This window comes from Microbispora sp. NPDC088329 (assembly GCF_040685655.1).
In the GTDB taxonomy this organism is placed as follows: Bacteria; Actinomycetota; Actinomycetes; order Streptosporangiales; family Streptosporangiaceae; genus Microbispora.
Window position 1 is genome coordinate 173,835 of sequence record NZ_JBFBIP010000003.1, and the last position, 26,596, is coordinate 200,430.

A 26,596-nucleotide genomic window follows, 5' to 3' on the forward strand; every position below is an offset into this window, starting at 1 on the left:
CGCGGTGATCGTTCCTCATCACCTGCGACCATGCGAGGCCCCTGTATGACGGCCATCGATTCCGGGCGGCGGTCCGACCGGCTCGACCACGCGCGCCGGCTCGCCGAAGGCGGCGACCTCGACGGCGCTGCCGCGATCTTCGCCGAACTCGCCGCGGACGAGGCCGCGCCGGAACGCGGCGAGGCAGGCGAAGGCCTGTCCGTCGTGGTGGAGCGCATGGCCGAGCGGCTGCTGGAGGACGGCGAGCCCGAGCGGGCCGCCGACGTCCTGCTGGAGGCGCTGTCGGTGAGCACCGTGGGGGATCCGGCGCGCCTGCGGGTGCTGCTCGGCATGGCGCACCTGGAGATGGCGTGCGCGCAGTTCGCCGGGGCCGTGGAGGACAGCCGTCAGGAGGGGGCCGACGCCGGCACCGGCGCGCTCGCGATCGAACTGCTGGCCCGTACGCTGCCGCTGCGCGGCCGCGACGCCGACGCGGAGACCGTGTGGCGGTACGGCCTTGATCACCCCGACGAGGCGCTGGCCGAGCAGGTGCGGCTCCGCCTCGGACGGGACGTGCGTCCCGCCATGGAGGAGGTCGTGGAGGGCGTGGAGGCCTGATCCGGCGGACCGGTCCCAGCGCAGGCCGGTCCCAGGCAGGCCGATCTCAGGGCATGACGATCTCGGCGCAGGCCGGGCTCAGCGCTGGGAGCGGCGGCTGATGGCGTAGGCGAAGTTGACGGCGATGATTCCGCCCCACGACAGGAACAGGCCCGGCAGGCCGGCGTTCCCCACCGCGATCCCGGTCAGCGGGATGCCCAGGGCCAGCGACCCCATGACCACGCCCACGGCGCTGTCCTTCTGCTTGACCGGAGGCCCCGGCGGCCGGTGGTGCAGCTGGGCCGCCACCTCGTTGCGTACCCGCGCGGCGATCTCCACGTCGAGCTTGTCGAGGAACGAGTCGACCAGCGCGTCCTCGTATTCCGGGCCGAGGTCACGGCGGGCCGCCATGACGGCGCGCAGGTCCTCGCGAGTCGAGGAGGCCGCCGGCGGCGGGGGGACGGGACGCCCGGTCGCGGGCGGTTGCTGCGATGCGATGTCCGGCACCATGGCATTCTCGCCGCTTCCGAGGGGATCCGCCATCCTCCGATGGGAGGGTCGCCGCCTCCTGCTCCGGTCGGACCCGCTACCGTCACCGGCATGGAGATCGAGACCCCGCACGGCCGCGCCCTGGCCGAGGTGGACGAGGCGGCCGATCCCCGGCTGCTGCTGGTCCTGACCCACGGGTCCGGGGGAGGTGTTGACGCCCCCGATCTGCTCGCCGTACGGGACGCGGTGCTGGCCGCCGGGGGGACGGTCGCCCGGGTGGTGCAGCCGTTCCGGCTGCGGGGCGCGCGGGCGCCGGGCTCGGCGGTGAAGCAGGACGAGGCGTGGCTGTCGATCGTCGCCGGACTCCGCGGGCGCCACCGGGGCCTGCCGCTCGTCCAGGGCGGGCGGAGCAACGGCGCGCGGGTCGCCTGCCGCACCGCGCGCGCCGCCGGCGCCGAGGCGGTGGTGGCGCTCGCGTTCCCGCTGCACCCGCCGGGCAAGCCGGAACGCTCGCGGGCGGAAGAACTGCGGCAGGCGGGAGTCCCCGTGCTCGTGGTCAACGGAGATCGGGATCCGTTCGGTGTGCCGGACGAGAAGGACGCCGCACGTCTCGTGGTCCTCCCGGGGGAGGGGCACGAGTTCAAGAAGGACCCCGCCCGGGTGGGCGAGGCGGTGGCGCGGTGGCTGTTCCCCCCTTTGCCGGTGGAGGGCTAGGCCGCGCTGATGGCCATGTCGGTGGGGCGGTGCGGGGCGATGACGCCGCCGTCGGGCAGCAACTCGCCGGTGTCCTCGAACAGCACGACTCCGTTGCAGAGCAGGCTCCAGCCCTGCTCGGGGTGACAGGCTATCGTGCGGGCGGCTTCTCGGTCCTTCGCGTCCGCGGTGGGACAGGCCGGTTCATGAGGGCACATCGCCGGGGCTCCGTGTTTATCGTTCGCTCGTTTTGTCTTCCGGTCGTCCAGGGGCGCCGTCACCGGCGTCCTCGTTCAGGCGGCGAGGGCCCCGGTATGACGAACACCACACTGGACTCCACCAGTCTGCGGCCTGGCCGCATGCGTACGACATAGTCAGTTCGGAGCATTTCCGCCGGTCGGGCAGGGGCCCCGGCCGCACCCCGAGCAGGCTCGCGCACACTGATGTGACCTAGTACACAAGAATGCCCCATTGGGGGCAACGGTCCGACCTCGACACGCCGACGGTCCGATAACCAGGAGATCACAGGTTCCGGCCTCCTGCGCGACGGGATCCGGGCGGCCCGGAACGCGCGTCTCAGCCGCCGAGGCCGGCGATCAGCGCGTCGAGGCCGTGCTCGAAGTCGCGCTCACCCTCGGCGGTACGAGCGTCGCGCACCTCGGCGTCGGGGTCGGCCCATCCCGACTGCTGCACCTCCACCGCCACGCTGCCGAACACGTAGGCCCGCAGCGCCCGGACCGCCCCGGCCGGGTCGCCGGCTCCCGCCTCGCGCAGCTGCTCCGTATGCTCGCCGATCGCGATGAGGGCGGAGCCCTTCGGCGGCTTGGTCAGGGCCAGCGACAGCACGCCCGGGTGTTCCAGCAGCGCGGCACGGCTCGCGCGGGCCCAGGCGCGGGCCCTGTCCTGCCAGGTGGTGGCGGCGGCCGGATCGACCGTCACGGCCGTCACGTGCTCGGCAAGAGCGTCCATCAGCGCCTCCTTTCCCCGCGGCAGGTGATGGTAGATGGCCATGGCCTCCACCTGGAGGGCGTCGCCGAGCCGGCGCATGGTCAGCCGGCGCAGGCCCTGGCCGTCGGCGATGTGCAGGGCGGCGTCGATGATCCGCTCTCGGGACAGGGGAACGGGTGGTCGCTTGGCAGGCACGCGAGCATGCTGCCACACCTGGCCTTACTTGGTAAAGGGCGGTGCACCCTGCGGTACAGCGCCCTTCGAGAAGCGCGTACGCTACCGATTGCGACGCGAGTTCGATACCGAAGGGGCTGACGATGGCGTTTTTCCGTCCGCGGGTGAGCCGGGAGGCGGAGGTCCGCTACCACGCGGATCTGGAGATCCGGAAAGACTTCGGCGACGTGCTGGAGAAGCTCCGGGTGGCGCAGCGGCGGTTCCAGGAGGCGAAGGCGGCCGGGGCCGCGCTCCCCGAGCTGCGTGAGGCGGCTCTGGGCCTCGACGCCGCGCTGACCCAGGCCCTGCGCGCCGCCGAGGCGGGGCAGCGCGCCACCTACGGCGTGAAGTCCTACGACAGCAGGATCGCCCGGCGCAAGGCGAAGGCGACGCCCGACGGCGCGCTGTGGACCGACGAGGTGAACCGCCTGCGCACGCTGCGCGAGGCGCACCGCCTCAGCGGCATTCCCCGGGTGCCCCGCGCCTCCAAGACGGGCGACGCCGCCGCTCTGACCCCGCGCGACGTGCGCAAGGGCCTGGCCGCCGCGCGCCACTGACTCCGAGGCGGGTCCGCGCTGGCCTGCCCCGCAGGCCCGCCGGGCTCGCCCCGGCGGGCCTGTCGGCATGCGGCCAACTGGCGGGCGTACGCCGAGGGCGGGGTTCCCGCCGGCCGGCCGCCGCTGACCCTGCTCGCGGCGGACAACACCGGGTTCCAGGACGGCGACACGCACCGCAGGGGCCGGGTGGCCTGGGACGCGGCGCTGCGCCCCTACCAGGACCCCGCTCATCGGCAGGCCCAAGCTATGGAACGTGCCATCCTGCGGTACTGCGACGATCTCATCGACGTCATCACGGAGGGCACGCCGGTCGGGCTCGCGGACCTGTCGGCGCAGTACGGGCGGCCGCTGCCGCTGCTGGTCGCGGGCCGTCTCTTCGGGATCGGCATCGACCGCGGCGACGACATGGTGATGGATCTGTGGCGCATGCTGGACGGCCCGGACTCCGCCGGGGCCTTCCAGCGGCTCCACCGCACCTTCCTCGAGCTCGTGACGGCCAAGCGGCGAATGCCCGGAGAGGACGTCCCCTCCTACCTGTTCGCCGCCAAGCCGACGACACCGTACGCAGCACCCGCGCGCACCTGTCATGGGGCGCGGGCCCGCACCGATGCCCGAGCCGGCGGCTGGCCACCCAGATCACGACGATCGCCGTGCGCCGGCTGCTCGAGCGGTTCTCGGCGCTGAAACTCGCGCTGCCGCCCGACCAGCTGCCCTGGCGCCCGTCTCTCCTCATGCGGGCGCTGCGTTCCCTGCCCGTGCAGTACGAGGTCCGCCAGGGCTTCGTGCCGCGTCCCGGGCACGGCGTGGGTGGTGAGGCGGGCCCCGGCGAGGGCGGACAGCGGCCGCCGGACATTCCCGCGGACGGCGACCGGCGGCCCGGCCGTTCGTCGCTGTGGACCTTCCTGCGCAGGCTCCGCGGCGGTCGGCGGGACGATCGGCCGATCGCGTGAAAGCCGTACGGCCCGCGCCCCAAGCGGGGACGCGGGCCGTACGGACAGGACCGGGCTCGCCGTGATTTCAGCTCGCCCTGATGTCAGCCGGCCCGAATCTCAGCCGGCTCGAATCTCAGCTGGCCCAGTCGAGCAGCGGGCGGGTGTTGCTCGGGTGGCGCAGCTTCGACAGCGACTCCTTCTCGAGCTGGCGGATCCGCTCCCGGGTCAGGCCCAGGTGCTTGCCGATCTCGTCCAGCGTGTGGGGCTTGCCGTCGGCCAGGCCGAAGCGCAGGCTCATGATCTTGGCCTCGCGCGGCGACAGGTTGCTCAGCACGCCCTTGAGCTGCTCGGCCAGCAGCTGCCGGTCCACGACCTCGGACGCCTCGGGGGAGTCGACGTCCTCGATGAGGTCGCCGATGCGGGTCTCGCCGTCCTCGCCGATGGTCGAGTCGAGGCTGATCGGCTGCCGGCTCGTGCGCAGCAGCTCCTCGATCTGGTCCGGGGTCTTGTCCAGCTCGACCGCCAGCTCCTCCGGCGTGGGCTCCCGGCCGAGGCGCTGGTGCATGTCGCGCTCGACGCGCGACAGCTTCGACAGCATCTCCAGGACGTGCACGGGCAGCCGGATCGTGCGGGCCGAGTCGGCGAAGCCGCGCTGGATGGCCTGCCGGATCCACCACATGGCGTACGTCGAGAACTTGTAGCCCTTGGTGTAGTCGAACTTCTCGACGGCGCGGATCAGGCCGAGGTTGCCCTCCTGCACCACGTCGAGCAGGGCCATGCCGCGGTCGGTGTACTTCTTGGCCACCGACACGACCAGGCGGAGGTTGGCCTCCAGCATGTGGTCCTTGGCCCGCCTGCCGTCCTCGATGACCCACTCGAGATCCTCGCGGACGCCGGGCGCGAGGCGCTCGCCGTTCTCCACGGCGGTCTCCAGCTTGTACTCGGCGTACAGCCCGGCCTCGATGCGCTTGGCCAGCTCCACCTCCTGAGCGGCGGTGAGCAGGGTGCGGCGCCCGATGGACTTCAGGTAGGTGTGCACCGAGTCGCCCATGACCGAGGAGGTGTCGTCGAGGTCGAGCGTCTCGCTCTCCTCCGCCTCGGGCTCGTCGGCCTGGAGCTCCTCGTCGTACGGCTCCTCGTCGTCGGCCTTGGCCGTCTTCTTCGCGGCGCTCCTGGGCTTGGCGGGCTGCGCCTTCTTGGCGGCCTGCGCCTCGGCCTGGGCGGCCCGGCGGGACTTCCTGGCCGGAGCCTTGTCCTTCTGCGTGCCGGCGGGGGTGGTGCCGCCCGGCGCGTCCTCCGCACCGGTGCCGGTGCCGTTGTCCGTGCGGTTGTCGGTGGCCAGGTTCACGCCCGCCTCGGTGAGCTCGCGCAGGATCGAGCGGCCCTCGGCGGGGCCGACACCGGCCTTCGCGAAGGCCTCGCGCAGCTCCGACAGCGAAAGGCGACCCTGTGCGCGGCCTCGCTCCAGTAGCAGGTCGAGCGTCGTCGGGGTCACCTCGCGCTCGGGCGAGGCCGCCACGGCGGTCCGGGGCATGAGGACACCTCCTCCTTGCGGAGTTCATGGAAGGTTCGAAGTTTCGAATGCTTGCGATCGGGGCGCGGCGTCCGGCGGCTCAGCGCACCAGTATCAATAACGCTCTCACGCCTGGTTTGTTCCCTCACCCCGCGGGGGAGGGTGTTCGGCTCGCGCGGGAGGACCGGGTCAGTCGGGGATGATGGAGACGGTGACCTCGGGCATCGGCATGGGGCTCGCGCCCCGGATGCGCTCGGGCGTCCAGTAGCCGGCGACCCCGTCAGGGTCGTCCGCGAACTCCTTGAACACCACGTCGGGGTCGACCTCAGGCGTGGACCGCGGCCCGGTGAGGCCGTCGCGGCCGGAATCGTCGGGGGAGACCTCGACCGATCCTCCGTGGCGGCCCGTCGCGGGGCCGAACTTGGCGGCGGGGGCGTCGCCCACCTTCGCGACGTCGTCCAGACGGCCGGCGAAGGCGGCGGCGGTGACCGACGCTCCACCCACGATGACGACGCCGACGAGCACGGCGGAGGCCATCATCTTGTGGGCCGGCGTGAGGCGGATCGGCTGCATAGGACGTTCCCTTCCCCCGCTCTCATGGACGCACGACGGTCATCCGCGGTTCCCGTTCGTCAGTTCCGGTTCTTCGGTTCTGGGTTCTTGAGTGCGACCATATCCGGTTTGCCGTTCGGCAGGAGCGGGATTCGGGACACCAGCTCGACGGCGCGTGGTGCGGCGTAGGCGGGCAGCCGCTCCTTGGCGAAAGCCCGCAGCCGGTCGAGCGTGACCTCGCCGGCGTCCCCGGGGACGACGACGGCGACCACGATCTCCCCCCACTCGGGGTCGGGCCTGCCCACCACCACGACGTCGCGTACGGCCGGGTGCCCGGAAAGGACCTCGGCGACCACGCCGGCCACGACTTTACGGCCGCCGGTGTTGATCACGTCGTCGGCCCGGCCGAGCACGGTGAGCCGCCCGTCCTCCAACGAGCCGAGGTCGGAGGTGACGAACCAGCCGCCGTCGAAGGGCCGCTCCTCGCGCAGGCGGTAGCCCGAGAACAACACGGGGCCCGAGATGCGCACCCGCCCGTCGCCGCCGATCTTGACGTCGACGCCGTCCAGCGGAACGCCGTCGTACACGCACCCGCCGCTCGTCTCGCTCATGCCGTACGTGGTGACGATCCGGGCCCCCGCCGCGCGGGCCTCGGCGAGCAGGCCTGCGGGAGCGGCCGCCCCGCCGAGCAGGATCGTGCCGAAGGCCGCGACGTCCGCCCCCGCGTCCAGCATCCGCCGCAGCTGGGTGGGGACCAGCGACACGTGGTCGGCCCCGCTCGCGGCGACCGCGGCGGGGGAGAAGCGCGTGTGGACGATCGGCTCGGTGCCGCACAGCAGCGACCGCACGAGCACCTGCGCGCCCGAGATGTGCGACGGCGGCAGGCAGCACAGCCAGCGGTCGCCTTCACCCGCCCTGAGCCGGGCGAGGGAGGCGCGGGCCGAGGCGAGCAGCGCCTCGGCCGTCAGCTCCACACCCTTGGGGGCGCCGGTGGAGCCGGAGGTCGCGATGATCAGCGCGGCGTCCGATGGCAGGCCGTCCGGCTCGCGCCGCACACCGTCGGCGGTGACGACGTGGGTGGGGCGCAACGCGGCGAGCGTCGCCTCCAGCGAGGGCCGCGGCAGGTCCGGGGACAGCGGCAGCACGGTGGGCCCGTCGCCGGTCAGGGCCTGCCGTACGGCCTCGGACAAAGCGGGCCCCGGAGGCAGGACGAGAGCGTGCACGGGTCGCTGTCCTGGGCGGTGTCCGGGATGGCTGAGCACGGTCGTAAGGTTAGTCCCGGCTGCGATGGCCGCAGGCGGCCGCCCGGCAGGTGACGGCGCCTGGTTGGTGTTGACGAAGGAGCGGGTGTGACGAGCGGGGTCGACTGGAAGCGGTCGGGCGAGTACGAGGACATCATCTACGAGACCGCGGAGGGGATGGCGAAGATCACGATCAACCGCCCCGAGCGGCACAACGCCTTCCGCCCCACCACCTTGTTCGAGCTCCGGGACGCCTTCAACCGGGCCCAGGAGGACACCGAGGTCGGCGTGATCATCTTCACCGGCGCCGGCGACAAGGCGTTCTGCTCCGGCGGCGACCAGAAGATCCGCGGCGACGACGGCTACGTGGACGACAAGACCCACGGCATCGGCCGGCTCAACGTCCTGGACCTGCAGGTGCAGATCCGGCGCTGCCCCAAGCCGGTCATCGCGATGGTGGCGGGCTACGCCATCGGCGGCGGCCACGTGCTGCACGTGTGCTGCGACCTCACGATCGCCGCCGACAACGCGAGGTTCGGCCAGACCGGCCCCAAGGTGGGCTCGTTCGACGGCGGCTACGGCTCCTGGCTGCTCGCCGAGACCGTGGGCCTGAAGCGGGCCCGTGAGATCTGGTACCTGTGCCGCCAGTACGACGCCCAGACCGCGCTCCAGTGGGGTCTGGTCAACGCGGTCGTGCCGCTGGAGCGCCTGGAGGAGGAGACCGTCCAGTGGGCCCGCGAGCTGCTGGAGAAGTCGCCCCTCGCGCTGCGCATGCTGAAGGGCGCGCTCAACGCGGTGACCGACGGCGCGGCAGGCATGCAGCAGTTCGCCGGCGACGCGACGCTCATCTACTACATGAGCGAGGAGGCCCAGGAGGGCCGCGACGCGTTCAAGGAGAAGCGCAAGCCGGACTTCTCGAAGTTCCCCCGCCGCCCGTAGAAGGCCGCGTGATGACGGCGGCCTCTCCGTTTTGCCGTACGCTTGCGGCTGCTGGAACGGGAGGAGACGGGCGGGTGGACAGGAACCGGGCCGGTCTGGGCGTTCTGAATCTGGGCGTTCGGGAGGCGCGACGGTGAACCCGGCGACCGCCCTCTCGACCGTGCTGATCGACGAACTGGTGCGCTGCGGGGTCACCGACGTGGTGCTCGCCCCGGGTTCCCGGTCCGCGCCGCTGGCGCTCGCCGCGCACGCCGATACGCGGGTGCGGCTGCACGTGCGCGTCGACGAGCGATCGGCCTCCTACCTCGCGCTGGGCCTGGCCAAGCGGTCCGAGCGGCCGGTGGCCCTCATCTGCACCTCCGGCACGGCGGCGGCGAACTTCCACCCCGCCGTGATCGAGGCGTCGGAGTCGGGGGTGCCGCTGCTCCTGCTGACCGCCGACCGGCCGCCCGAGCTGCGCGGCACCGGCGCCAACCAGACGATCGACCAGGTCAAGCTGTACGGCTCGGCCGTGCGCTGGTTCGCGGAAGTCGGCGTGCCGGAGGAGCGGCCGGGCCAGGTGGCCTACTGGCGGTCCCTGGTGTGCCGGGCCTGCCAGCGCGCCGCCGGGCCCCCGGATCCCGGGCCCGTCCACCTCAACGTGGCCTTCCGCGAGCCGCTGATCCCCGACGGCGACGCGAGCTGGTGCGAGCCGCTGGACGGCGACGCCTCCGGCGCGTGGTTCCGGGCGCGGGTCGCGCCGCCCTCCGCCGCCCTGCACATCCCGCCGACCCGGCGCGGGGTGCTGGTCGTCGGCGATGGCGCCGCCAACGTGCGGCGATACGTCGCCGCCGCGGGCATGGCGGGCTGGCCCGTGCTGTCCGAGCCGAACGGCGGCGGCCGGTACGGCGACCACGCGATCTCGACCTACCACTTCCTGCTGGGCGACCAGGAGTGGGCCGACGCCCATCGGCCCGACGTGGTGGTCACCCTCGGCCGCCCCGGTCTTTCGCGCCCGCTGCTGTCGTGGCTGCGCCGGGCCGAGGAGCACATCGTGGTGGCCTCCGACCTGACCCGGTGGCCCGACCCGACCCGCTCGGCGACCCAGGTGGCCCAGGCCGTGGAGATCCCCATCGCGGCCGGCGGGGACGCCTGGCTGCGCGCCTGGCGGCACGCCGACCACGTGGCCCGCGACGCGATCGACGCCGTGCTCGACTCCTCCGGGCTGACCGAGCCGCGGCTGGCCAGGGACCTCGCCGAGGTGCTGCCCAACGGCTCGCTGCTGTTCTGCGGGTCGTCCATGCCGATTCGCGACCTCGACCAGGCCATGCGCCCCCGGCGGGGACTGCGGCTGATGGCCAACCGGGGCGCCTCGGGCATCGACGGCCTGGTCTCCACCGCCGTCGGGGCCGCGCTCGCCCACAACGGCCCGGCGTACGCGCTGATCGGCGACCTCACGCTGCTGCACGACCAGAACGGCCTCATCATCGGCCCGCGTGAGCCCCGGCCCGATCTGTGCCTGGTGGTGGTGAACAACGACGGCGGCGGGATCTTCTCGCTGCTGCCGCAGGCCGCGCTTGAGGACCCGTTCGAACGGGTCTTCGGCACCCCTCACGGGGTGGACTTCGGCTACCTGGCCGCCGCGAGCGGCCTGCCGTACACGCTGCTCGAGGATCCGGAGGAGCTGTCCAGGGCGATCAAGGGGGACGGCCTGCGGATCGTGGAGGCGCGCACCGACCGGGGGGGCAACGCGGCCGTCCACGCCGCGATGCGCGACGCCATACGCGCGGCGATGCGCGACTGATCCTCTCCCGGTGGGAGGCGGGGCAGGCCCGTCGTCCCCGCGGCGGACCCGCCATGGTCCTTCCGGCGGATGCCGCACCCACGCGGCGACGGCAGAATGGGTGCTGTTTCCACGTTGAGGAGTGAGATGCACGTCGACGAGTGGCTGCAGACCATCCCATCCGTCTGGGTCTACGTGCTCGTGGGCGCCGTCATCGGGCTGGAGAGCCTGGGCATCCCGCTCCCGGGTGAGATCGTGCTGGTGAGCGCCGCCCTGCTGTCGGCCAGAGGGGTCGTGGACCCGGTGATCGTCGGGCTCTGCGCGAGCGGCGGCGCGATCCTGGGGGACTCCATCGGCTACCTGATCGGCCGCAAGGGCGGGCGGCCGCTGTTCGACCGGCTGGGGCGGCGTTTTCCCAAACACTTCGGTCCGGCGCACATCGCCAGGGCGGAGCAGATGTTCAACCGCCACGGGATGTGGGCGGTGTTCTTCGGCCGCTTCATCGCCTTGCTGCGCATTCTCGCCGGGCCGCTGGCCGGGGCGCTGCACATGCCGTACTGGCGCTTCCTCGTCGCCAACGTCCTCGGCGGCGTGGCGTGGGCCGGCGGGACCACGGCCGCGATCTACTACCTGGGCATGGTGGCCGACAAGTGGCTGAAGGGCTTCTCCTGGGTGGGGCTGGTGATCGCTCTCCTGTTCGGCCTGGGCACCACGGTGTGGCTCAAGCGCAAGGCCACCAAGGCGGCGGACGAGGAGCAGGAGGCCGAGAAGGTCACCGCCGCGTAGAACGCGGTTTCCTTACTTCGTAAAGGCCGCTGGCCGTCCGTACCGGTCACGCCCCGCCGCCCCCCTTCACCGACAGACGCGTCTCCTGCATCCGGTGGTCGGACATGCCCCGAGGGTCGAGAAGGCGATAGTCGTGGACGGCCAAGGACGCGGTGAAGATCCAGTCGAGCCGCCACAGGGCAGGACCGTCCGCGGGCCACGAGGTGGGCATGAGGGAGTCGCCGGCACGGTCGGCGCTCGACAACCGGTCGAAGAGCCCGCGCATCTCGCCCATCGCACCGGTGCTGTTGAAGTCGCCCGCGACCACGACGGGACGGTGGTTGCCGGCGAGGTCCTCCTCCAGCCCGCGGAACTGCGCCTGCCTGGCGGCGGCCCGGCCGCGCAACGCGGTGTAGAACCGTGAGGCGAACGGATTCTCGTCCAGCATGTACTGGGTCGGGATGTGCACGTTGTACAGCGAGACGATCGAAGGGCCGATCCGCAGGTCGGTCCGCAGGACCTTGCCCAGAGCGAACGCGGAGTCCCACGGCGGCCGTGGCCCGAGGGAGCGGGCCGGCCCCACCGGGACCGTGCTCACGATCGGGAAGCGGGACAGCGTCACCAGCTCGCCCTGGACGGCGATGTGATAGCCGGGGAACTCGCGGCGGAGCCTCGCCTGCTCGTCGACCCTCCGGGGAGTGCCGTCCACCCAGTTGAGATACTCCTGAAGGACGTACACGTCCGCGTTCCGCGCCTTCAACAGTCCGTAGAACCGTTCCGGATCGTCGTCCTGGTCCCAGTACTCGGTGTTCCACGACACCAGGCGGATCGACCCCGGCGGGGGCGGCTCGCCGCCGGCTCGCAACGCGGCGGGGTCGAGCCCGCTCTGCCCCGCCCCCAGGGCGAAGGCGACGGCCGTGGCTCCCGCGCACCAGAGCCGGGCCCGGCCGCGGGTCAGCGGGAGGGCCGCCACCAGCAGGAGCGGGACGGCGAGGTAGACCAGCGGCGGCACCAGATCGGGCACCAGCCACAGCCAGAACCGGCCGGACAGCAGCAGGTGCAGGACGACGAAGACCAGCCAGGCCGTCGCGGCGGCGGCGACGAGACGGCCCCGCCGTTTCCCTCCCCGGCGTACGGCGTCCCGCCTGCCGGGGGCGAGCCGGTCCGACAGCGTGCTCACCCGCGCTCACCCCCCGGCCCGGGAGGCGGCGGGGGCGGGCGTCTCGTACAGCGCCCGGAACCGTCCCGACAGCAGCCACTGCGCCGCGCCGGCCGCCAGTCCGCCGACGATGACGAGGTTCACCAGGAAGTGCACCGCCACGAAGAACAGGAAGAACAGCGGGCACCGCCGGGCGAGGACGAACCGGTACATGCCCGCGTCGCAGGCGAGCGACACGCCGAACAGGAGCGCGGGCACGACGGCCGCCGCGAGACCGTACGGGATCACGAGCGGCAGCGTGACGACGGCGAGTGCGGCCGACACCGCGCCCCATCCCCGGGCCGCGGTCTCGTAGCCGCGTGCCAGGCTGCGCCTGGCGGCGTAGAGGGGCACGCGGGCCCGGCCGCGGTGGAACAGCTTGCGCAGCAGCGTCATCAGCTCCCTGTCGTGGCCCATGCGGCCGTGCACGGCCGAGGTGATGAGGATGCGATATCGCCGGCCCAGCCGATGCCCGTAGTCGACCTCCTCTGTGTACCTCAGCCGGGGGTTGAACGGGCCGGTCTCGGCGAAGACGGCGGCGCGGATGGCGAACATCGCCGACCACAGGAAGGAGACCTCGCCCTCGGAGGCGACGGACCAGTAGTGGTGCTGCAACGCACGGTAGTCCTCCACCCTGCTCGAACGGATGAGGGGGTCGGGGTCCTCGATTCCGCAGGCCGCCCCGATCCCCGGGTCGGACTCCAGGATCGCCACGGCGGTGGCGACCGCGTCGGGGGCGAGGGAGACGTCGGAGTCGACGAAGAACAGGATCTCGCCGTTCGCCCGGCGCGCGCCCGTGTTCCGGGCGACGGCGGCGCCGCCGTTGGCGCCGGTGCGGATCACGGGTACGCCCGCCGAGCGGGCGATGCGCACCGAGTCGTCGGTGCTGTGGTCGTCCACCATGAGGATTTCCAGCGGCGCGTACGTCTGCTCCCGCACGGCCTTGAGCGTCAGCGGGAGGAATCGTGCGCCGTTGTAGTTGGGGATGATGACGGTGACCAGGGGGCGATCCGATCGCATGGTGACCTCGGGTGGGATTCGGGCGGGTTGGGGATCAGGTGCCGGATCGGGGGAGGGAGACGACCATGTCCTGGAGCTGGTGGCTCGACATGCCCTCGGGGGAGCGCAGGTCGTAGCGGTGCACGAGCAGCCCCGGCGAGGTGAAGGTCCAGTCCATCCGCCACAGCCGCAGGCCGGCGAAGGCCATCGTGGCGGGATAGGGCGACGCTCCGGCCCGGCTCGCGTCCTTCCAGCCGCTCATCAGCCGGGCGAACCCGGTGCCGGGCAGCATGTTGAAGTCGCCGGAGGCGAGCAGCGGACCGGAGTTTCCGCGCAGGTCCGCGGCGAGCCGGTCGAGCTGGCTGCGCCTGGCCGTGTCGAGCGTCCGCACGGTCCGGTAGAACCGCGGCGAGAACGGACCGAAGTCGAGATAGAGCATGTCGTAGAGGTGCACGTTGTAGACCGACAGGACGCGCCCGCCGACGTCCAGGTCGGTCCGCAGCGCCGCCCGGTTCCAGTTCCCGGCCGCCGGGTTGGACGTCCAACCGATCGGAACCGCACGGGTGATCGGATGACGGGAGATCGTCAGCAGCCCGTCGGCGGTGGCGAACCCGTAGCCGGGGAACTCGCGTCGCAGCCGGTCGTCGTCCTTCAGCGGCACGAGCGCGCCGGGGGCGCATCCGGCGTGCTCCTGCAGGAGGTAGACGTCGGCCCGCCACCTTCGCAGGTAGCGGAAGAAGCCGGCGGTGTCGTCGCCCTCGTCCCAGCACAGCGCGTCCCAGGAGACGACGCGCAGCGCGTCGCGCGGGGCGGGCCCGTCGGCGCCCGCACGTCCCGGCAGGTGCAGCCCGGCCTGTCCCAGGCCGAGGGCCAGTGCCGCCGCGGCGGGCAGCAGGCTCCACCACCGTCCCGCGGATGACAGGCGGACCCACGGCGCCAGGGCGGCCGTGACCGCGAGCAGCGCCGCGGGGACGAGCGCCAGCAGCAGGGGCGGCACCATGAGGTCGGGGATCACCCAGATCCAGGTGCGCCCGCTGAGCAGCGCGCGCAGGACGGCCAGCAGGAGGGCCGCCACGCACAGACCGGCCAGCACCCGTTCCCCGCGGGACAGCCCGGTGCGCCGGAGCACGAGCACGGCCGCCGCTCCGAGCACGACGACCGGCGCGGCGCAGCCCAGCGGCAGCAGGAGCCACCAGACCATCCCGCTCGGCCAGCCGGCCACGGCGAGGACCACCGGCGGATGCCCGGTCATGACAGCGAGGCTCCTTCCGGACGCTTGCCGGTGACGGGGGACGAGAGCCCGCGCCGCCGGGCCGCCCAGGTGAGCGCCCCCAGCACGACGGCGGTGGACATCAGATCACCCGCGGTGATCAGCACCCGGCTGAGGGCGACCAGGGTGACCAGATCGGGGCCGGTCAGCAGGGTGGCGATGGTGAGACCCAGCACGGCCTCGCGCGCGCCCAGCCCGGACGGCATGATCACGGTGAAGATGCCGGCGACCGTGGACAGCGCGAAGCCGCCGATGCCGATGGTGAGCGCCCCGGCGGGGGGCGCGCCGAGCGCGATCGCGAGCACCGCGACGTGCAGGCCGCTGATCAGCCAGCCGGCCGCCATCAGCCCGGTCACCGCGAGCAGCGTCCGGCGTCCCGGCAGGACGGGCGCCCGCCCGCCCCGGCGCAGCACCCGCTGGGCGACGCCGAGGAGCGTGGTCAGCAGCCGCGGCGCGGCGAGCGGCACGAGGGCGGCGGCCAGCAGCGGCACCAGGCCCCACCACAGCGGCCCGGTCGTCACCAGCCGGGGCAGGGCCACCAGCCCGACCCCGAGCCCCGCGATCACCCCGAGGCCCTGCCCGGCCAGGAAGGCTCCGGCCAGCCGGGCGGGGGGCTCGCCGAGCGGCCTGGCCATGGCGGCGTGCGCCACGGCCGGCCACACCCCGCCCGGCAGGTAGCGGGTGAGCCCCGCGAGGAAGAACACCCGCACGGCGGCCGGCAGGGGCAGGCGGGTGCCCAGCCCTGCCAGCAGCATCCGCCAGCCGAAGAAACCGGGCACTCCGCCCACGATCGCGAGCGCCGTCGCGAGCACGCAGGCTCCCCACCCCACGCGGGCCAGGCTCGTCCCCAGCCCGTGGCGCACCCGCCAGAGCTGGTAGCCGAGGAAGGCCAGCACGAGCAGGCAGGCCGCCGCGCGCAGCGCGGCGAACACCCTCCCGCGGGCCGTGTGGTCCCCGGTCACGTCGCCGCCCTGCGCGACGGGGAGGCGTACATGCGGCGGAACGAGCGCGAGGTGAGCCACTGCAGGATCCCGACGCCCGCGCCCGCCGCGATGGTGAGGTTGACGAGGAAGTGCATGGCCACGAAGAACAGCCCGAACGCCGGAGACCGGGTGGAGAACACGAACCGGTACAACCGCCGGTCGATCGCCAGCCAGGTGGCCAGCAGCAGGGCCGGCACGGCGGCCCAGGCGGCGCCGCCCAGCAGCGGCGCGGGCAGGGCCGCGACCGTCAGCGCGGCGGCCAGGCTGGCGGCCGCCTCCGGCGAGCCCACCACCCCGGCGGCGTACCTGCGCTGCAGGAAGAACGGCACGTGCATCCGGGTCCGGGTGAACACCTTCCACAGCGCGACGCGCACCGTGGCGTCGTCGTCGTGGCGGCCGCGCACGGCGGAGGTGAGCAGCACGGTCCATCGGCTGGTCAGCCGTTCACCCAGGTCGGTGCCCTCCGACTGGACGAACTCGTTCGTCCACGGGCCCACCTCGGCCCACACGGCCGCGGGGATGGCGATGATGGCGACCGGCAGGAAGCCGGTGATCGGGCCCTCGGCGACGCGGTACCAGTAGTGCCGGTAGAGGATGCGGTATTCCTTGACGAGGCTGTCGCGCCGCAGGGGGATCGGCTCGTAGTTGCCGGAGACGGCGCCGATCCGGGGATCGGACCCGAGGATGTCCACGGCCCGCGCGACGGCGTCGGGAGCCAGCGCGACGTCGGAGTCGAGGAAGAACAGCACCTCCCCCCGGGCATGGGAGACGCCGAGGTTGCGCGCGGCGCACACACCGCTGTTGCGCGGCGTGCTGAGCACCGGCACGCCCAATGACCGGGCGACCCGCACGGAGTGATCGGTGCTGCAGTCGTCCACGAGGATGATCTCGATGGGGGAGTACGTCTGCTCCAGGACGGACCTCAGGCACAGCTCGAGCACATCCCCGTAGTTGTAGTTGGGGATGACGACCGAGACCAGCGGCTTCTGGGAGTCCGGCGCTGAGGAGTCGGGCGCAGGGGAGTCCGGCGTGGGGGAGTGCATAGGGGAGTGCACGGTTCACCAGCCTTTCGAGGAGTCGGCGCGGTGGAGCGGGGCCGTGCGGTACGACGGCCCGAAGGAGGGGTCGAGCGTGGCGCGCACCAGCCCGTCCACGGCTCCGCAGAGCTGCGCGGCGTGCGTCAGGAAGTGCACCGCGGTGAAGTACGCCAGGAAGGCCGCGCCCTTCTCACGGAGCACGAAGCGGGACAGCGGCGGGTCGCAGACCGCGAACAGGGCGAGGAACGCGCCCGGCAGCGGGAGCGCCGGCCGCCAGGCGAGTGCGACGGGGACGGCGGCCAGGGTGAGGGCCGTGGCGAGCAGACCGGGCATCCGGTTGATCCGCAGGGCGCCCGGCCGCATCCGGTTGCGGGCGGAAAAGCGCAGATAACGCGAGCGCCGATACTGCTCGGCGAGCATCGGCAGGAGCCGGTCGGCCTCGTCGTGGCGGCCCACCACATCGGGGCTGAGGTGGATGTGACGGCGTGTCAGCAGCCGCTCGCTGTATTCGTCGTCCTCGGCGCTGCGCAGGCGCTCGTCGAACGGTCCCGCCTCGTCGAACACCGCCCGGGGCACGGCGGCGAGTGCGAAGATCGCGGTCGCCGTGGGGCCCGCCCCCCTGACCAGGGCGTGGTGCAGCCGCAGCGTGCGGTAGATCTCAACGGGGCCGTCGTCGACGAGGGGTTCCTTGGCGTAGACCCCGTAGACGCAGCCGCACCCCGGGTCGTCGAGCAGCAACGCCACGGCGTTGGCCACCGCGTCGGGTTCCAGGGCGACGTCGGAGTCGAGGAAGAACAGGATCTCGCCGCGGCTCGCCGCCACGCCGGCGTTGCGCGCCGCCGACACGCCCATGTTGTACGGCTGGCGCACCAGCGCGCACCGGAACTCGCCGGCGATGGCGTGGGTGCCGTCGGTGCTGGCGTCGTCGACCACGACGACCTCGATGGCGGGGTAGGTCTGCGCCAGCGCCGACGCCAGGCAGGCCCGCAGTGTCTTGGCCGCGTTGTGCGCCGGGACGATGATCGACACGAGGGGAGACAGTCGGGACACGTCGGTCGCCTCTCACGGTTGGTCTCAATGGGGGATCGCGGTGGCGAGCACCGGGTAACGGGTGAGGAGGATCGTCACGCCGAGGACGACCGCCAGTGCCAGCCCCGCGACGGCGATGCCGCGGTCGGCCAGAAGCTCACGGACGGGGTCGCCGCCTCCGCCGTCCACCAGCACGACCTGCAGGTAGCGGAACAAGACGAACAGCGCCGGCGGTGTGCACAGCAGCATCGCCGTCTGCCCGTAGGGCTCCAAAAGCGCGTCGGTTCGCAGGTGCATGAGGCCCGTGACGGTGGCGAGCACGCACGTGAGCAACAGGAGCTGATCGGCCAGTTGCACCGTGTAACCGCGCAGCGCGGGCCGGTGCGCGGCCCCGGTGCCGAGCAGCTCCTGGCGGCGCTTGCCGATGGCGAGCAGCAGCGCCATCGAGAACACCGCGACCAGCAGCCATTCGGCGACGCGCGCCCCGACGGCGAGGTAGCCCTGCAGGACGCGCAGCGCGAAGCCCAGCGCGATGGTGCCGACGTCGATCAGCGGGATGTGCTTGAGCACACGGCTGTAGGCGACGTTCAGTCCCAGGTAGGTCAGAACGGGCCAGTAGGGCCTGCCCGGCCCCGTAGAGACGACCATCGCGAGCAGGGCGAGCAGCACCACGCAGCAGAGACCGGCGGTGCGGACCGAGACGCGGCCCGCGGCCACGGGCCGGTGCCGCTTGACGGGATGAAAACGGTCGCGGTGCCGGTCGGCGACGTCGTTGCCGATGTAGACGCAGGCACCGGCGAGGATGAACGCGCCGACGGCCCAGGCCAGACCGGCCAGGGTGTCCAGGGTCCAGGCGGGCGCGTCGGCGAGGACCACCGGCACGACCAGGAGGGTTTTGGCGGCGTGCGCCGGACGGACGAGGGCGAGGAGATCCGCGACCGGCCGCGCGCGGGCGGGCGGCTCCCCGGAGTCACCGGGGAGCCTGCCGGTCGACTCGATGACACGCATGCGCTCCTCCAGCGGGGGATCAGAAGAAGACCTTCGCCAGCGAGAGCGCACCCTGCCGCCAGGCGTCCCTGCTGGTCCGTCCGGCGGCGCCCGCCGGCGGCCGCGGATGCCGCCGCCACGAGTCGTAGGCGCTCAGGATGGCGTCGCGGTTGGACATCCGCGGGGCGAAGCCCAGCCGCTCACGCGCCTTGTCGATGCTCACGTAGGAGTCGGCGAGCAGCTTGTACAGCAGGCGGTCGTAGACCGGCGAGACCCCGGCCCTCCCGAGGAGCCGCAGGACGGCCAGGGCGGGCCTGGCAGGCAGCGAGCGGACCCGTCCGCCGTGCCCGGCGGCGTCGAGCACCGCCTGGAAGTCCTCCCGCAGGGTGGCGAACTCGGCGGCGGCGATGTTGTAGGTGTCGTTCGCCACGCCGGCCGGGGCGTCGAGCGCCAGGGTGACGGCGTCGAGCAGGTCCTCGATCGCGAGCATCTGGATGCGGGCGTCGCCGGGGCCCAGGATGGGGAAGTCGCGGCCCTCCTGCGCCCATTCGAAGAGCATCGCGAACAGGCCCATCCGCCCGGGCCCGAGGAACGTCTTGGGGCGCAGGACCGGCACGCACATGCCCTCGGCCCGGAACTTCTCCGCGATCTCCTCGGCGGCGGCCTTGGCCCGCCCGTAGGCGTCGACCGGTTCGCGGGGGTGATCCTCGGGCGTGGGCACGCGCGTGGGCAGGCCGTACACCGCGGTGGAGGAGACGTGCACCACGCGTGGCACCCCCGCCCGCGCGGCGGCCGTCAGCACGCTGCCGGTGCCGCCGACGATGACGTCGCGGATCTCCTCGTCGGGGTAACTCGGCAGCGCCGACGCGCAGTGCACCACGGCGCCGGCGTCCGCGACCAGGCCGGTCATCAGCGCCGTGTCGCGGACGTCGCCGGTCGCGTACCGCGCGAGGGGATGGGGATCGGTTCCGGGACGCAGATCCACGCCCAGCACCGGGCGTCCCCGCTCGGCGAGATGCCGGACCAGATTGCCGCCGAGCATGCCGGAGGCACCCGTGACTACGACTCGGACGGCCATCGCGGCGCCACCTTCTCCCGTACGAACCTGGTGAGCAGACGGGGCAGCCCCTGCGCGAGGGTCGCCTCCAGCGCGTCGAGGAAGTAGTCGGCCTCCTCGGGCCCGGCGACGAGCGGGGGCGCCGCGACCAGCGGGTTGTCGCCGTTCAGCGTGTAGTAGGTGTAGACGCCGTGGTCGCGGTAGAGCGCGTCGACGACCGAGCAGGTGATGAGCTTGACGCGGAAGTTGGGGTCGCGCACGAGTCCGACGGGAGCGATCCTGGCGGCGAGGTCGAGGATCTTCGGCCCGCCCCGCAGGAACACGCCGTACAGGGCGCCGGCTCCGCGCACCTCGGCCACCGTGTCGGGGTGCGCCTTACGGACGCGTTCGAGTCCGGGCGCGAGCACGCGCTCGATCTCCCGTGCCCGCCGCGGGTAGTCGTCCTCGACGACGATGTTGACCGCCTCGATGGCGGTGGCGGTCTCCTCCCCGAAGCCGTAGTAGGTGGTGCTCGTGCTGTGCAGCAGCGAGTCGGTGAGGTTGTCGTAGGCCTTGCGGAACACCCGCTCCCTGGCGACGTACGCCGAGATGGAGGACTTGCCGCCGCCGAACGACTTCGAGGTGGTGACCACGTCGGGGACGAGCCCCGGGTAGCGCATGAAGTAGAAGAGGCTGCCGGTCTTCCCCCAGCCCGTGTAGATCTCATCGAAGATCAGCACGATGTCCTCCGCGTCGCACAGCTCGCGCAGGCCGCGCAGGAAATCCTCCGAGCAGCTGCGCATCGTCGAGGCGCTGAACGGCTCGACGATGATCGCGTAGACGTCGCAGCCGCCGCGCGTGGTCCGCGCCGCGGCGACCGCGGCGGCCACCGCGTCGAGGTCGCCGTACGGGAACGACACCACTCCGGGGATTTCGGGGAAGCGGAAGCGGTCACCGCCCCCGGTGAGGCTGCCCGAGCCCAGGAGTTTGCCGTGGAAGGCGATGTCGGCGCGCAGAATCCGCTGCCTGCGCCCGCCGTGATATTTGTAGGCGAGCTTGACCGCTCCCTCGACGGCCTCCGCGCCGGAATTCGGCAGGAACGACATGGTGAGGTCGCCCGGCAGGAGCGCGGCGAGATTGTGGCCGAGCGCGGCGACGTATGGCGAAAAGTAGGTTTTGTGCACCTCCATTCTCCGTGCGTCCTGGAAACGCCGGCGGGCCGCGAGGATGCGCGGGTGGTTGTGACCGTGGTTCAGCACCCCCACCCCTCCGGTGAAATCGAGGATCCGCCGGCCGTCGCGGGTCCAGATCCACGCCCCCTCCGCGCGCTCGACGAGCTCGCGGCCGAAACCGAAGGACGTCATGAGCGACACCTGGCTCCGGCTCACGTGCCTGCGGTAAAGGTCGCGTACCTGTTCCGCGCCGAGCCGTTCACAATCGTCGAGACTGATCAGTCCGGACACGCGCGTTCTCCCTTCCGTGTCCTCGGATGCTTCCTGTCACGGGCGCTCGTCCCGATCCGGGCCGTTTTCGCGCCGTCGTTGCCGAAGCGGTGTTCCATGCCGTTCCGGGCGCGAGATCAACAGTGCAAGGGCCGCGTCAAGGACGGGTAAAGGCGGAACTTGACATGAGAGAGCCCCGGGGCGGTTGCCGAGCTTTGATGCGCGTCTCGAGATCCGAGAAAAGGCGTCTCGGTGGGAAAGTCGGGGAAAGCCGGTGTCCGCCGGGGAAGGGCCGGAAAAAGCCAGTCAGTAACCCCTGGTTTGTGGCGAATCAAATAGGAATCTACGTGCTTATATTGATATGAGGTAAATATGTGATATGGCCGGGACATGCGGTTTCGTGTCCTGGGCGCACTTGAGGTCCGCTCCGGCGCCCATCGGCTCATCCGTCTCGGTGCCGCCAAGCAACGCACTCTCCTGGCCGTTCTCCTCCTGAACGTCAACCGTCCCGTCACCATCGATCGGCTGCTGGAGGCGTTGTGGCCGCAGCGGCCCCCGCGTACCGCGGTCGTCGCGCTGCGCACCTATGTGTCCGCGCTCCGCCAGGTGCTGGGACTCGCCGACCGAGACGGGCAGCAGGGTGGGGAGCCGCCACTGCTGTCCACGGTTCCCGGCGGATACCAGCTGTCCGTCTCGCCCGCCGACCTCGATCTGCTGGTCTTCCAGGAGCTGGCCGATCAGGGGCGGCAGGCGCTCAGCGACGGGCTGCCGGTCCTCGCCGGCGATCGGCTGCGCCGGGCGCTCGCGCTCTGGCGGGGCCGGCCGTTCGAGGACGTGCCGCTCGACCCCGGGATGGAGGCGGACCTCATCCGCATCGAGGAACGCAGGATCGCGGCGCAGGAGACCTGGATCGAGTCGCAGCTCGCCCTCGGCCACCACCGGGACCTTCTGGCCGAGCTGGGGGCGATGGTGATCGAGCACCCGCTGCGGGAGCGGCTGCACGCCCAGTGGATGCTCGCGCTGTACCGGTCGGGGCGGCAGGCGGAGGCCCTGGCGGCCTACCGCGAGCTTCGCCTGCGGCTGGTGCGGGAGCTCGGCGTCGAGCCCAGTCCGCCTCTGCGGCGGCTGCACCGCCAGATTCTGACCGGTCACGAGGATCTGGCCGGCGCGGGCGCGGCCGCACCGGCCGGAGCGCGGCTCCGCGACCCGGGCATGCCGCACCAGCTGCCCAGGGACATCGTCAGCTTCACCGGCAGGACGGCGGAGCTGACGTGCCTGCGTGCCCTGGCCCGTCCGCCCGGCGGCCCCGCCGCTCCCGTCATCAGTGTGATCGACGGCATGGCCGGGGTCGGCAAGACCGCGCTCGCCGTTCATGCCGCGCACCGGCTGGCCGACACGTTCGCCGACGGGCAGCTCTTCGTCGACCTGCACGGATTCACCCACGGAGTGTCGCCGGTCGACCCGGCCGAGGCCCTCGACCAGATGCTGTGCGCGCTCGGTGTGCCCGGCGAGCAGATCCCCCCGGACCTCGACGCCCGCGCGGCGCTCTACCGCACCCGCCTCGCCGGCAAACACCTGCTGGTGCTGCTGGACAACGCGGCGGGGGAGGCCCAGGTCAGATCCCTGCTGCCCGGCACGCCCACCTGCATGGTCCTCATCACCAGCCGCAGGCGGCTGGCCGGGCTGGAGGACGTCCGGCCGCTGTCGCTCGACGTCCTCCCCCAGGACGACGCGGTCACGCTCTTCACCCGCTCGGCGGGCCCGGAGCGCCTCGCCGGCCAGCCGCCCGAACTGCCCGCGGAGATCGTCGAGCTGTGCGGCCGGCTGCCCCTGGCGATCCGCATCGCGGCCGCACGCCTGCGGATGCGCTCCGGCTGGACGCCGGCGCATCTGGCCGAACGCCTGCGCGACCACCAGCACCGCCTGGGGGAGCTCGAAGTCGGCAGGCTCAGCGTCACGGCGGCGATGGACCTGTCGTACCGGCACCTCGGCCGGGGGCGGCAGGACATGTACCGGCTGCTCGGCCTGCACCCCGGCCCCGACTTCGAGCGGCACGCGGCCGCCGCCCTCGCGGGGACCACGCCCCGGCACGCCGGGCGGCTGATCGACGACCTGGTCGACGCCCATCTGCTGCAGGAGCCCGTACCCGGCCGATACCGCTTCCACGATCTCCTGCGCGTGCACGCCACGGCCGCCCTGGCGGACGAGGACACCGACGCCGACCGCGACGCGGCGCTGACCAGGTTGTTCGACCACTACGCCGACACCGCCTCCGACGCGGTGGACACCGCCCATCCGCGGACCCACCCCCGGCCCCATCCGCGGGCCGATCCGCCGGCCTGCCCTCGTCCGCCCGGCGACCACGGACGCGGGCGCCGGGCGGCCACCGCGCCGGACACCCGCGACCGGGCGCATGCCGCGCGGTGGCTGGAGACGGAGCTGACGAATCTGCTCGCGACGGCCGTGTACGCCGCCTGTCACGGCCGGCCGGGGCACGCCCTGCGCCTGTCGGCGGCGCTTCACCGCCATCTCCACACCGGCGCGCACCACACCTGCGCCCGCACCACGCACGGGGACGTGCCGCACCCGGCCGGAGACACCCGGGTCGCCGCATTGTGCGGCGTCGCCGACCTCCATTTGATGCTGGGCCAGTTCACCCAGGCGGCCGGGCACTTCGGGCGGGTCCTGGAGATCGCCCGTGCCGCCGGCGATCCCGTCGGCGAACTCAACGCCCTGTGCGGACTCGGCCACGTGTGCCGGGCGCAGGGGAAGACGGGGGCGGCGGCCCGATATCTGGAGCACTCGCTGCGGATCGCCCGTTCCGCCGGCTATCGCGACGGCGAGTTGAACGCTCTGTGCGGTCTCGGTGAGGTTCACCTGATGCTGGGCCGGCACGCCTCGGCGGCGGACCGGTTCCGGCGCGCCCTGCAGATCGCCCTCCGGATCGGCGACCGCAACGCGCAGTTCGAGGGCCTGCACGGGCTCGGGCGGGTGTACCAGGGCGCCGGTCAGGCCGAACGGGCCCTCGCGTTCCACCAGGTCGCCCTGCCCATCGCCCGTGCGCTCGGCCACCGCGCCGACCAGGCCCGCGCGCTGCACGGCCTGGGCCGGGCCTGTCGCAGCCTCGGCCGCCAAGACGAGGCCCGCGAGCACTGGCGGCGCGCGCTGGCGATCCTCACCGACCTCGGCGTGCCCGAAGCGGAGGAGACGAGCGTGCAGGAGATCCGCGCCCAGCTGCGGAAGCTCTGAGGCCGCCGCGTTCCGCCGGTGGTTTTACTTGGTAAAGGGCGTCACTCTCTAGACTGACCACGTGGCAGCGCCGTACCGGACGATCAGGGACATCGTCGAGCACGAAATCGAGATCCGCCGTTCACGCTTCATCTGCGCGCTCGCTCCGGCGGCGTCGGAGCAGAACGCGCGGGAGTTCGTCGCCGAGCGCAGGCGGCTCTACGCCGACGCGACCCACAACTGCTCGGCGTACGTCATCGGCGAAGGCGTGCGCCGGGCGGACGACGACGGTGAGCCGGGCGGCACGGCCGGCACGCCGATGCTGGAGATGCTCACCCGGCGCGGCTTCGCGGACGTGGCCGCCGTCGTCACCCGGTACTTCGGCGGGGTGCTGCTGGGCGCGGGCGGGCTCGCCCGCGCGTACGGCGGCGCGGTGGGGGAGACGCTCGACCGGGCGGAGGTGGTCGAGATGGTCCCCGCGTCGGTCGTGACCGTGTCGGTCGGCCACGCGCAGGCCGGAAGGCTGGAAAGCGACCTGCGCGCGTCGCCGTACGCGCTGCGCGGCGTGGATTACGGCGCGCGGGTCGCCTTCGAGGTGGCGGTGGCCGAGGACCGGCTGCCCGTCTTCGAGGAGTGGATCGCGGCGGTCACCGCCGGGCGGGCCGAGACCGCGCTCGGCGGCACGGTTCACCTCGCCCGCTGAGCCGGCCAGGACGTCGCGGGCAGGTCGCCGAACAGCTCCACCATCACGGGCAGGTCCTCAGCCGTCCACTCCCGCAGGACCGGTCCGAGCCCGACGAGCCTGATGCCGGCGGGGAAGCCGGTCACTGTGTCATCCGCGGTCGTGGGATTGCGGCGCCCGGGTCAGCCCTCCAGGGCGTACTGCATCACGCGGAGCTTGGCCTGCGCCTCGGCGAGCTCGGCGGCGGGGTCGGACCCGGCCATGATGCCGCAACCGGCGAACAGCCGGGCGCGCCTGCCCGATATGTACGCGCAGCGCAGCGCGATGCCCCACTCGCCGTCGCCGCGCGAGTCGATCCAGCCGACCGGCCCGGCGTAGCCCGCGCGGTCCATGCCCTCCAGTTCGCGGATGACGCGGAGCGCGGCGCCGGTGGGCGTCCCCCCGACGGCGGCCGTGGGGTGCATCGCCGCCACCACGTCGAGCACCGACGCGCCGTCGGACAGCCGGCCGGTGACGCGGCTGGCCAGGTGCTGCACGTTGGGCAGCACCAGGAGTTCGGGCTCGTCGGGGACGTGCAGCGCCGAGCACAGGGGGGCGAGGGCCTCCCTGACCGAGGCGACCGCGCACGCGTGCTCGTGGCGGTCCTTCTCCGACGCGTACAGCGCGGCGGCGCGGGCGGCGTCGTCGGCCGGGCCGGAGCCCCGCGCCGTCGTCCCCGCGAGGACCAGCGACTCCACCGCCTGGCCGGTGTGCCTCACCAGCAGTTCAGGAGTCGCGCCGACCAGGCCGTCGACCGAGAACGTGTAGCACTCGGGGTAGCGCTCGGCCAGCCGTCCCAGCAGCACGCGGGGGTCGATGTCACGCTCGGCGACGGCGGTCAGGTCGCGGGCGAGCACGACCTTGTCCAGCGTCCCGTCCTTGATCCGCCGTACGGCGCGCGCGACCCGCTGCTCCCATTGGGGCGCCGACAGCGAACCGTCGCCGTACCGGATACGGCCGGGCTCTCTTCGGGGGGTGACCAGGTCGAAGGCGTCGTCGCCGATCGTGGTGAGCCAGGCGCGGCCGTCCCGGCGGGCCAGCACCACACGGGGGACGATCAGCACGGTTCCCGGGACGTCGCGGTCGAAGGTGAAGGAGCCGAAGGCGACCGGGCCGGAGCCGGGAACGCCGACCTCGTCCTCGATGAGCGCCCCCGCGAACAGGGAGGAGAGCCAGCCGCGTGCCCAGTCGAACCGGCCGGGGCCGGGCGGCACCGTGGCCCGGGCCGCCTCCCCCCAGCCCACGAGTCCCTCGCCGTGTCTGATCCAGGCATACGGCGCGGCGCCGGGCAGACGCGCCAGCAGGTCGTCGGGGTCGCTCACCGCGACCGTGCGAACCACCAGGGGCCGGATAAGAGCGACACTCACCCGACTCACTCTACGCAGGATCTGAACATGTTCGACAAGAGACCCCCCACGCGACCCCGGGGTCCCTCTGTCAAGCCGCGATAGGAACTTGGTCATGGAAGGCTCGCCTTCCCTGGTGG

27 protein-coding genes are annotated in these 26,596 nt (G+C 72.8%); 10 read left to right on the forward strand and 17 right to left on the reverse strand.

Annotation, left to right across the window (positions count from 1 at the left end):
• Nucleotides 1-45 precede the first annotated feature (45 nt).
• The gene (locus tag AB0O28_RS08020) at nt 46-597 is read left to right on the forward strand and encodes a hypothetical protein (protein WP_363637567.1); all 552 of its coding nucleotides are present in this window, start codon (nt 46-48) and stop codon (nt 595-597) included.
• A 78-nt stretch (nt 598-675) separates the two neighbouring features.
• Here the strand turns inward: AB0O28_RS08020 and AB0O28_RS08025 are convergent, their stop codons facing one another.
• A complete protein-coding gene (locus AB0O28_RS08025) occupies nt 676-1,119 on the reverse strand; it encodes a hypothetical protein (RefSeq protein ID WP_363637569.1) in 444 nt (147 codons plus the stop codon).
• 57 nt (nt 1,120-1,176) lie between these two features.
• On the opposite strand from AB0O28_RS08025, the gene AB0O28_RS08030 reads away from it, so the two are divergent.
• A complete protein-coding gene (locus AB0O28_RS08030; protein WP_363637571.1) occupies nt 1,177-1,779 on the forward strand; it encodes an alpha/beta family hydrolase in 603 nt (200 codons plus the stop codon).
• On the opposite strand, the gene AB0O28_RS08035 is transcribed toward AB0O28_RS08030, so the two are convergent.
• Nucleotides 1,776-1,976, reverse strand: a complete 201-nt coding sequence (locus AB0O28_RS08035) for a DUF5999 family protein (RefSeq protein WP_169952435.1) — start codon at nt 1,974-1,976, stop codon at nt 1,776-1,778. The genes AB0O28_RS08030 and AB0O28_RS08035 overlap by 4 nt on opposite strands.
• 358 nt (nt 1,977-2,334) lie before the next feature.
• Entirely contained in the window at nt 2,335-2,901 is a 567-nt protein-coding gene (locus AB0O28_RS08040) for a TetR/AcrR family transcriptional regulator C-terminal domain-containing protein (protein ID WP_363637573.1), read from the reverse strand.
• Nucleotides 2,902-3,023: 122 nt separating this feature from the next.
• On the opposite strand from AB0O28_RS08040, the gene AB0O28_RS08045 reads away from it, so the two are divergent.
• From AB0O28_RS08045 to AB0O28_RS08055, 3 genes are all read left to right on the forward strand, one after another.
• Nucleotides 3,024-3,476, forward strand: a complete 453-nt coding sequence (locus AB0O28_RS08045; protein WP_363637575.1) for a hypothetical protein — start codon at nt 3,024-3,026, stop codon at nt 3,474-3,476.
• A gap of 246 nt (nt 3,477-3,722) precedes the next feature.
• Nucleotides 3,723-4,160 (forward strand): hypothetical protein, encoded by a 438-nt coding sequence (locus AB0O28_RS08050; RefSeq protein WP_363637577.1) that lies wholly within the window; start codon nt 3,723-3,725, stop codon nt 4,158-4,160.
• Nucleotides 4,127-4,426 (forward strand): hypothetical protein, encoded by a 300-nt coding sequence (locus AB0O28_RS08055; protein WP_363637579.1) that lies wholly within the window; start codon nt 4,127-4,129, stop codon nt 4,424-4,426. Before AB0O28_RS08050 ends, AB0O28_RS08055 begins: the two co-directional genes overlap by 34 nt.
• Before the next feature lie 115 nt (nt 4,427-4,541).
• Here AB0O28_RS08055 and AB0O28_RS08060 read toward each other — a convergent pair whose 3' ends face one another.
• From AB0O28_RS08060 to AB0O28_RS08070, 3 genes are all read right to left on the reverse strand, one after another.
• Nucleotides 4,542-5,942: an RNA polymerase sigma factor gene (locus AB0O28_RS08060; protein WP_363637581.1), complete on the reverse strand. Its 1,401-nt coding sequence runs from the start codon at nt 5,940-5,942 to the stop codon at nt 4,542-4,544.
• 168 nt (nt 5,943-6,110) lie between these two features.
• On the reverse strand, nt 6,111-6,494 hold the full coding sequence (locus AB0O28_RS08065; protein WP_363637583.1) for a hypothetical protein: 384 nt from the start codon (nt 6,492-6,494) through the stop codon (nt 6,111-6,113).
• A 59-nt stretch (nt 6,495-6,553) separates the two neighbouring features.
• The gene (locus tag AB0O28_RS08070) at nt 6,554-7,696 is read right to left on the reverse strand and encodes an AMP-binding protein (RefSeq protein ID WP_363637585.1); all 1,143 of its coding nucleotides are present in this window, start codon (nt 7,694-7,696) and stop codon (nt 6,554-6,556) included.
• A 126-nt stretch (nt 7,697-7,822) separates the two neighbouring features.
• On the opposite strand from AB0O28_RS08070, the gene menB reads away from it, so the two are divergent.
• The 3 genes from menB to AB0O28_RS08085 all read left to right on the forward strand — a co-directional run bounded on the left by menB (nt 7,823) and on the right by AB0O28_RS08085 (nt 11,201).
• Nucleotides 7,823-8,653, forward strand: a complete 831-nt coding sequence (menB, locus tag AB0O28_RS08075; protein ID WP_363637587.1) for a 1,4-dihydroxy-2-naphthoyl-CoA synthase — start codon at nt 7,823-7,825, stop codon at nt 8,651-8,653.
• 133 nt (nt 8,654-8,786) lie between these two features.
• Nucleotides 8,787-10,436, forward strand: coding sequence for a 2-succinyl-5-enolpyruvyl-6-hydroxy-3-cyclohexene-1-carboxylic-acid synthase (gene menD / locus AB0O28_RS08080; RefSeq protein WP_363637589.1), 1,650 nt, complete (start codon nt 8,787-8,789; stop codon nt 10,434-10,436).
• Between the two features lie 126 nt (nt 10,437-10,562).
• The gene (locus tag AB0O28_RS08085; RefSeq protein ID WP_363637591.1) at nt 10,563-11,201 is read left to right on the forward strand and encodes a DedA family protein; all 639 of its coding nucleotides are present in this window, start codon (nt 10,563-10,565) and stop codon (nt 11,199-11,201) included.
• Between the two features lie 46 nt (nt 11,202-11,247).
• On the opposite strand, the gene AB0O28_RS08090 is transcribed toward AB0O28_RS08085, so the two are convergent.
• From AB0O28_RS08090 to AB0O28_RS08130, 9 genes are read right to left on the reverse strand one after another with little or no spacing between them, the layout of a single operon-like run.
• Nucleotides 11,248-12,360 (reverse strand): endonuclease/exonuclease/phosphatase family protein, encoded by a 1,113-nt coding sequence (locus AB0O28_RS08090; protein ID WP_363637593.1) that lies wholly within the window; start codon nt 12,358-12,360, stop codon nt 11,248-11,250.
• Between the two features lie 6 nt (nt 12,361-12,366).
• On the reverse strand, nt 12,367-13,398 hold the full coding sequence (locus AB0O28_RS08095; protein WP_363637595.1) for a glycosyltransferase: 1,032 nt from the start codon (nt 13,396-13,398) through the stop codon (nt 12,367-12,369).
• A gap of 34 nt (nt 13,399-13,432) precedes the next feature.
• Nucleotides 13,433-14,629, reverse strand: coding sequence for an endonuclease/exonuclease/phosphatase family protein (locus tag AB0O28_RS08100; RefSeq protein ID WP_363637597.1), 1,197 nt, complete (start codon nt 14,627-14,629; stop codon nt 13,433-13,435).
• Nucleotides 14,626-15,609: a hypothetical protein gene (locus AB0O28_RS08105; RefSeq protein ID WP_363637599.1), complete on the reverse strand. Its 984-nt coding sequence runs from the start codon at nt 15,607-15,609 to the stop codon at nt 14,626-14,628. The genes AB0O28_RS08100 and AB0O28_RS08105 overlap by 4 nt, the downstream gene beginning before the upstream one ends.
• On the reverse strand, nt 15,606-16,673 hold the full coding sequence (locus AB0O28_RS08110) for a glycosyltransferase (protein WP_363637601.1): 1,068 nt from the start codon (nt 16,671-16,673) through the stop codon (nt 15,606-15,608). The genes AB0O28_RS08105 and AB0O28_RS08110 overlap by 4 nt, the downstream gene beginning before the upstream one ends.
• A gap of 15 nt (nt 16,674-16,688) precedes the next feature.
• Nucleotides 16,689-17,717, reverse strand: a complete 1,029-nt coding sequence (locus tag AB0O28_RS08115; protein ID WP_363637603.1) for a glycosyltransferase family A protein — start codon at nt 17,715-17,717, stop codon at nt 16,689-16,691.
• A 24-nt stretch (nt 17,718-17,741) separates the two neighbouring features.
• Nucleotides 17,742-18,704, reverse strand: coding sequence for a UbiA prenyltransferase family protein (locus AB0O28_RS08120; protein ID WP_363637605.1), 963 nt, complete (start codon nt 18,702-18,704; stop codon nt 17,742-17,744).
• Between the two features lie 19 nt (nt 18,705-18,723).
• Nucleotides 18,724-19,761, reverse strand: coding sequence for an NAD-dependent epimerase/dehydratase family protein (locus AB0O28_RS08125; protein ID WP_363637607.1), 1,038 nt, complete (start codon nt 19,759-19,761; stop codon nt 18,724-18,726).
• Entirely contained in the window at nt 19,743-21,182 is a 1,440-nt protein-coding gene (locus AB0O28_RS08130; protein ID WP_363637609.1) for an aminotransferase class III-fold pyridoxal phosphate-dependent enzyme, read from the reverse strand. The genes AB0O28_RS08125 and AB0O28_RS08130 overlap by 19 nt, the downstream gene beginning before the upstream one ends.
• A 369-nt stretch (nt 21,183-21,551) precedes the next feature.
• Between AB0O28_RS08130 and AB0O28_RS08135 the strand changes: the two genes are divergently transcribed.
• A complete protein-coding gene (locus AB0O28_RS08135; RefSeq protein ID WP_363637611.1) occupies nt 21,552-24,410 on the forward strand; it encodes a BTAD domain-containing putative transcriptional regulator in 2,859 nt (952 codons plus the stop codon).
• Nucleotides 24,411-24,471: 61 nt separating this feature from the next.
• A complete protein-coding gene (locus AB0O28_RS08140) occupies nt 24,472-25,092 on the forward strand; it encodes a YigZ family protein (protein WP_363637613.1) in 621 nt (206 codons plus the stop codon).
• Here AB0O28_RS08140 and AB0O28_RS08145 read toward each other — a convergent pair.
• Nucleotides 25,077-25,217: a hypothetical protein gene (locus AB0O28_RS08145; RefSeq protein ID WP_363637615.1), complete on the reverse strand. Its 141-nt coding sequence runs from the start codon at nt 25,215-25,217 to the stop codon at nt 25,077-25,079. The genes AB0O28_RS08140 and AB0O28_RS08145 overlap by 16 nt on opposite strands.
• A gap of 36 nt (nt 25,218-25,253) precedes the next feature.
• On the reverse strand, nt 25,254-26,477 hold the full coding sequence (locus AB0O28_RS08150) for an isochorismate synthase (RefSeq protein ID WP_363637617.1): 1,224 nt from the start codon (nt 26,475-26,477) through the stop codon (nt 25,254-25,256).
• Between the last annotated feature and the right edge of the window lie 119 nt (nt 26,478-26,596).